The sequence below is a fragment of the Pseudomonas sp. RIT-PI-r genome (genome assembly GCF_001297015.1).
Classification (GTDB): Bacteria; Pseudomonadota; Gammaproteobacteria; order Pseudomonadales; family Pseudomonadaceae; genus Aquipseudomonas.
Genome location: NZ_LIGE01000032.1, coordinates 1 through 5,541, shown reverse-complemented (window position 1 = coordinate 5,541; position 5,541 = coordinate 1). Strand labels below are relative to the sequence as shown.

Annotated in this window: 6 protein-coding genes; all 6 read left to right on the top strand. The window is 45.9% G+C overall.

Features of this window, described 5'->3' with window-relative positions; genetic code table 11:
- The first annotated feature begins 431 nt into the window (after nucleotides 1-431).
- The 6 genes from AK821_RS30825 (at nucleotide 432) to AK821_RS19480 (ending at nucleotide 5,221) form a co-directional block, all read left to right on the top strand.
- Entirely contained in the window at nucleotides 432-593 is a 162-nt protein-coding gene (locus tag AK821_RS30825) for a hypothetical protein (protein ID WP_161806103.1), read from the top strand.
- A gap of 172 nt (nucleotides 594-765) precedes the next feature.
- A complete protein-coding gene (locus AK821_RS19500; protein WP_064365111.1) occupies nucleotides 766-945 on the top strand; it encodes a Rop family plasmid primer RNA-binding protein in 180 nt (59 codons plus the stop codon).
- A gap of 10 nt (nucleotides 946-955) precedes the next feature.
- Nucleotides 956-1,378 carry a helix-turn-helix domain-containing protein gene (locus AK821_RS19495; RefSeq protein WP_064365110.1) on the top strand — a complete coding sequence of 141 codons (423 nt, stop codon included), beginning with the start codon at nucleotides 956-958 and terminating at the stop codon, nucleotides 1,376-1,378.
- Nucleotides 1,379-2,220: 842 nt separating this feature from the next.
- Nucleotides 2,221-2,460 carry a DUF2442 domain-containing protein gene (locus AK821_RS19490; RefSeq protein WP_064365109.1) on the top strand — a complete coding sequence of 80 codons (240 nt, stop codon included), beginning with the start codon at nucleotides 2,221-2,223 and terminating at the stop codon, nucleotides 2,458-2,460.
- A gap of 1,061 nt (nucleotides 2,461-3,521) precedes the next feature.
- A complete protein-coding gene (locus tag AK821_RS19485) occupies nucleotides 3,522-4,697 on the top strand; it encodes an AAA family ATPase (protein WP_064365108.1) in 1,176 nt (391 codons plus the stop codon).
- The gene (locus AK821_RS19480) at nucleotides 4,694-5,221 is read left to right on the top strand and encodes a hypothetical protein (protein ID WP_064365107.1); all 528 of its coding nucleotides are present in this window, start codon (nucleotides 4,694-4,696) and stop codon (nucleotides 5,219-5,221) included. Before AK821_RS19485 ends, AK821_RS19480 begins: the two co-directional genes overlap by 4 nt.
- Nucleotides 5,222-5,541: the final 320 nt, after the last annotated feature.

The window sequence follows — 5,541 nt, the reverse complement described above, 5'->3', positions numbered from 1 at the left end:
CCTCTAAACCTCTTACCAATGGCTACCGCCAGTGGCGTTTTGTCGTGTCTGTCAGGGTTGGACTCAAGAGAACAGTTACCTGCACAGGCGTGGTAGTCGGACTAAACGGGGAGTTCGTGCATATAGTCCAGCTTGGAGCGAACCACCTAAGCAGTACCCAGTGTCAGGCGTAGTATGAGAAAACGCGGCCATAACAGCGGAAAGACACGGGCTAATCTGTAAGGTGGGAACAGGAGAGCGCACGAGGGAGCCACCTGCTAGAAATGGTAGGTATCTTTAAGTCCTGTCGGGTTTCGCCTCTTCTGATTTGAGCACCGGAAATCGCCTGATTTCTGTGATGTTCGTCAGGAGGGCGGAGCCTATGGAAAACCGGGGTGCCCGGGACCAGGCTCGGGGGAAAGGGGCGCTGTTGACGGTGACCTAAAGAGGTTATGGCTGGACGCCTGCATGTTGTATCTAAGACTGAACAGCAGTTTCTTGATGATGCTGTCTTTGCAGCGGAACGAGCAAAATGGAAAAAGCTGTCCGTGCCGGAAAAAAAAGAGGTGCTGCAGGTTGCCCGCGAGCATCTGACGATATCTGGGACAGCGTGAAGCCGAGGCTGCTCAACAGGCACGTGCAGAAGAACGGCAGGCCGCTGAATTCATCTGGAGCAAGCTCAAGCCTTTTCGTCGTTAATCAGCAACGCTCGCCGCAGCCAGGGGAATCGAGGAAGCGTCATTTCACCAGTTCTCAGCATATTACACGTATGCACGGGAGCGTCTGATGACCAAACAGCAAACAACTGCGCTGAACATGGCAAAATTCATTCAGGACCAGAGTCTGCTCCTGCTGGAAAAGCTCAACGAGCTGGATTTTGACAGTGAAGCGGATATATGTGAAAAGCTCCATGAGGATGCTGAACGTCTTCATAGCAGTCTTATGGCAACGTTAACTCAGGAATAGCGAAATTTGCATGGCAAAAGTATCAATCAGTGAAGCAGCCAGGCTTGCCGGCATTAGTCGACCTACCATTTACAAGCTGATGAACAGCGGACAACTTAATTTTACGTCAGTTGTAAAGGCGGGAAGGACTGTAAAGAACATTGATACGTCTGAGCTTATAAGGGTGTTTGGCACTATTGAAAACCTACCTCCTGCTACAGATTTTACAGTAAACCCGGAGCAGCAAATTACACAGGTTAACAGCCCTGATTTACAGCACTTGCAGCATGAGATTGAGTTGTTGCAAAAGGAAAATGAGGGTTTAAAAGAGGCTGTAACTTCGCGGGATGAACATATCAGCTCCCTTCGCCAGGCAATGCTGCTTCTTGAGCATAAACAGGGCGCGCAGCAACCTTTACCGCCTCCGGCTAAATGGTGGCAGTTCTGGAAATAACCGGTCTTTAACCCTGTAACCTTACTCTTATCCAGTGCTTCGGTCCCGACGACACGGTTACTTTTGCGCTTCCTGCGTCTCAGCTGGTATCTGTGCATCGGGATGACAGATTGTTGAGTTCTTGCGAGGTTTCCCCAGGTCGCTGACCTGTTCGCGGCTTACGCCGGGCTGACTTGCGTCAGACTCCCTCCACACACCCGCTTCCGGGTGTCGCCATCGATACCGAGCTGATTATTTTCCTTTCTTGTCTGAACACGTCTGCAGTTATGTCCGCAGCGCTGGGTTAAGGCCCGTTCAGGGCGCATGAAAACACGTAATACGTGCACGTCAGATTGTGGAGATCGCCGTAAAGCGTTGTGCCGCAGGGGCTGCAGTGTGGTTTTTTCACGCGTCACTTTGTACTGGCATTGCCAGCATCAAAGTGACGCCGCTCAGTCCGCAGGCGCGTTTGCCGCTGCAGAACGTGTACTTTCCGGAAAACGGAATGGTGAGCACGGGAAATCACGCGTTTCCCGCGGATAAATCCTGTCGGATTTATAAGGGGGTATTTACCGCGGCCTGAAAACCGTCAGCAGATGGCAGGATATACTGTGTTCGTCACTGCGTAGTGTAAGAAACCCTCATCGTCGCGTCGTAGGTGCGCTGTTTATGACGATATCTGCTTCCAGGGGTGAGCAGATGTACCACGCTTTGCGTTCTCCCTTTCAGGCTGCGGGAGTGTTCTGTACAGCCACCCGAAGGCGATCCTCTCAGGCCGTGGGATCATTGGTGGTCGTCATGGACGACAGGACTACCCGGGCATACTATCAACGTAAATTCGTGACGGTCAACCGGAGGTCGTGATGAGCGTTTCCATCAAATCGGCAAAATTTGATCCCTACAACATGTGGCTGCAGCTGAGCGACGGGCGCACCTTGGGCGTACCGCTGTCTTATTTTCCCGCGCTGGCCGGCGCCACCGCAGAGCAGCTTGCAACTTTTGAACTGAGCCCGCACGGCATTCACTGGGACGGGCTCAACGAAGATCTGAGCCTTGAGGGCTTTCTGGGCACGCAGAAACTGCAGCAGGTCAGAAAACCCTAACTCCGGACAGGAAATGTTTTGTGACCACCGCCAGCTGCGCCGGCGCCACAAAACAGCGGGACAAGATGTGTATTTGGAGTACCGCCGGCACGCCAAATCCTCCTGGCCAGGCTCCGCCCGGCACCCTAATAAATTTCGACGCGTCGAAATCTTCTTTTAATCTCTGATGAACGCAGGATAGAACAGCGTCAGCAAGTGGACTGCCGCGCCTGACGGCTTGGCCAACGCCTCACCGTCACACAGTAAACTGTGCGCCCGTTCACCGTTATGGCTGATGCAGGTCTGCGTACAGGTGTGGAGATGGGGCGCAGGCCCCATCAGGAGGTTTTTACTTTTTGGTGAAGTGGTGATTATTCAGGCTTGGCGGGAAGTTTTCACCCTTATCGACGTGACGATCATAAGATGAACCTGCATAAGTATTATCTGTGTCTTTATACTGGCCGTACGTACCAGTTTCGGTGCATTTCTGACCTGACCAATGATTTGCCATGCTGTGTAGTCCTTTTAATTGTCCCAGGGTATGGCTCTCACAAAATGGAGAACCGAGAATAATTTAATCTCATTTTTATGGTCACAAAGCACTCGTGGTCTGACCTGTGATCGGGGCATCAAAAGTAATTGCCAGTGATGCTCCCTGTAACGAGTTTTGTGCCAGAAATCCCCCTCTGGTTACAACATCCGCCCCAAATCCTTCCCCATTCACTTTGGTGCATGCCTATGCAGCCGCGCAGAAATCATCAGGGCCGTTTTTCAGGGTTTAAGCCAGAGAAAGGTGCCGGAAACGCCCCCTTCGCGGCAGAATGGCGCTGAGGGCCTCTCCGGGGGTGCGGCAAAGAGGTGTTATGGTAAAAACAGAGTGTTTTTGGGTATGGATGAAAATTGCTTCTCCGAGGCTGCAAACGTGAAGAGCACACTCATAGTAACCGTGTTCATCATCAATAATTCACTATGACTCAACCACTGCAGATTAATTGAACAAACAGCAATTATTTTGAATCTTATCCTGTAGCTTTTGACGTTTTTGTCATAATGTAGCCTTAAGGAATTACGGAGGGTTTAAAGTGATTAAGCATTTTGGGTTCAGAAACTTCTTTTCATTCAAAGAAGGCGGTGAAGTGTCCTTTCTTTTTGATAAAAGAGTAAGAGACACAGTGCCAAATAGAAACGGCATAAGTTATATTATGGGGATTAAAGGAGGGAACGGATCTGGGAAAACAAATATAATAAGAGGGCTTGGTTTTATTGCAAGGTTTATAGCAAACTCTGCGGATACTAGCGCTGATAGTAAAATACCTATAGACTCATTCTTTGCAAATAAAGAGCCTAGCGATTTTGTTATTGAATTTTGTATTGATGAAAGCAATTATATTTATGAGTTATCTTTAGATGCAGAGCGCGTTTTTTATGAAAAGCTATCTCGAAAACTAAAAAGAGAAGTCGTAGTCTTTGAAAGAGAAGGCGATAAGATAATTAAGTGCCTTAAGTCTATTGGTGAGATAAAAAAGGTAAAATTAAAAACTAATGCATCAGTCATCAGCTTAAGTAATAATTTTAACTTTAATTCTGAGATGGAAGATATTACTTCAGTAAGAAGCTACTTCAATTCCTTTGTATGCAATGTGGGTTACTCTGGATTGAGTGAGAAGTTTTCAAGCTTAGATTTTCGAGATGTATCAAAGCTTTATCATGATAACGATAGCATCAGAGAGTTTATGGTGGATTTTCTCAAGTCAATGGACTCATCTATTGCTGATGTTAAGATAATAAAAAGTGATTCAGAAAGTCCTGATGAAGCAAGCTATCTTCCTATTTTCGAGCATAAGTATGAAGGCGGCACGAGCAACCTTGTTATTCATGATGAGTCAAGCGGGACAAAAGTTTTATATAAGAACTTAGCGGTATATTGGTATGTAATAAAAAAAGGAGCAGTGTTAGCTTTAGATGAGTTTGATATTCACCTTCATGCAATGATGCTGCCAAAAATACTTGATTTGTTTGAGGATGAAATAAAAAACACCCAGAAAGCACAGTTTATTTTCACTGCTCACAATACAGAGATAATGGATTATTTGGGTAAGTATAGAACCGTATTAGTTGACAAGAGTGGGGTAGAGAGTTTTTGTTATCGACTGGATGAGATACCTAATGAAATTCTTCCTAACTCAGTCTTGAGGTCTGATAGGAAAATATCAGGGTTATACCTAAAGAAAAAACTGGGAGGGGTTCCTAATTTATGAGTAGGTTTAAAAACCAAAAGAAATCCTCATTCATAGATAGCAAAAAAGGTGAGATTGAAGAAGAGGAAAAGAAAAAAACAGTTGGACACGAGGAGAATGACATTTCGTCGAGACTTAAATTCAACTTTTCTTATTTCAATCCAGAAAGTCCTGGTTATGATTTTAATAATCTAAAAAAAGAGGCGCTTGCGGACTTTTATACAAAACTCAGAGTGTATAGTAGAGAGCCTTTAACACATTGGATGTTAGAGACAATTGGTAAAGGTAGTGGTCATGTGTATGAAAATTATGTTAATTTTCCGGATAACAGCGATTTTGATAACCCCGATCATGTTCCTAAGGGAGTAGAGTGGGGACGGTTTAGAATGGATTATGAGACACGCTTAGTTGGCTTTATCGTACCCCAAAATTGCCATGGAAAGGTTATAAAGTACAAAGGTAAAAATTATTACTTAGACTGTAACGTTTTTTATGCAGTTTTCTTAGATATGGACCATAGGTTTTATTTGACAAAGAAAAAATAAGCTTTATTTCTTGCGGGACAGATTTTCTAAATGTATTCTCTTTTAAAAGAAGAAAACCACCCTGGCAGGTGGTTTTTTCTAAGGTAGCGCGATCCTGGCAGATCTCGTTACCAAGGTAACTGGCTTGGAGGAGCGCAGTCACCAAATCCGTTCTCTTAGTGTAGCCCCATAACACCAGAAACTTCAAGACTCTCCTCTAAACCTCTTACCAATGGCTACCGCCAGTGGCGTTTTGTCGTGTCTGTCAGGGTTGGACTCAAGAGAACAGTTACCTGCACAGGCGTGGTAGTCGGACTAAACGGGGAGTTCGTGCATATAGT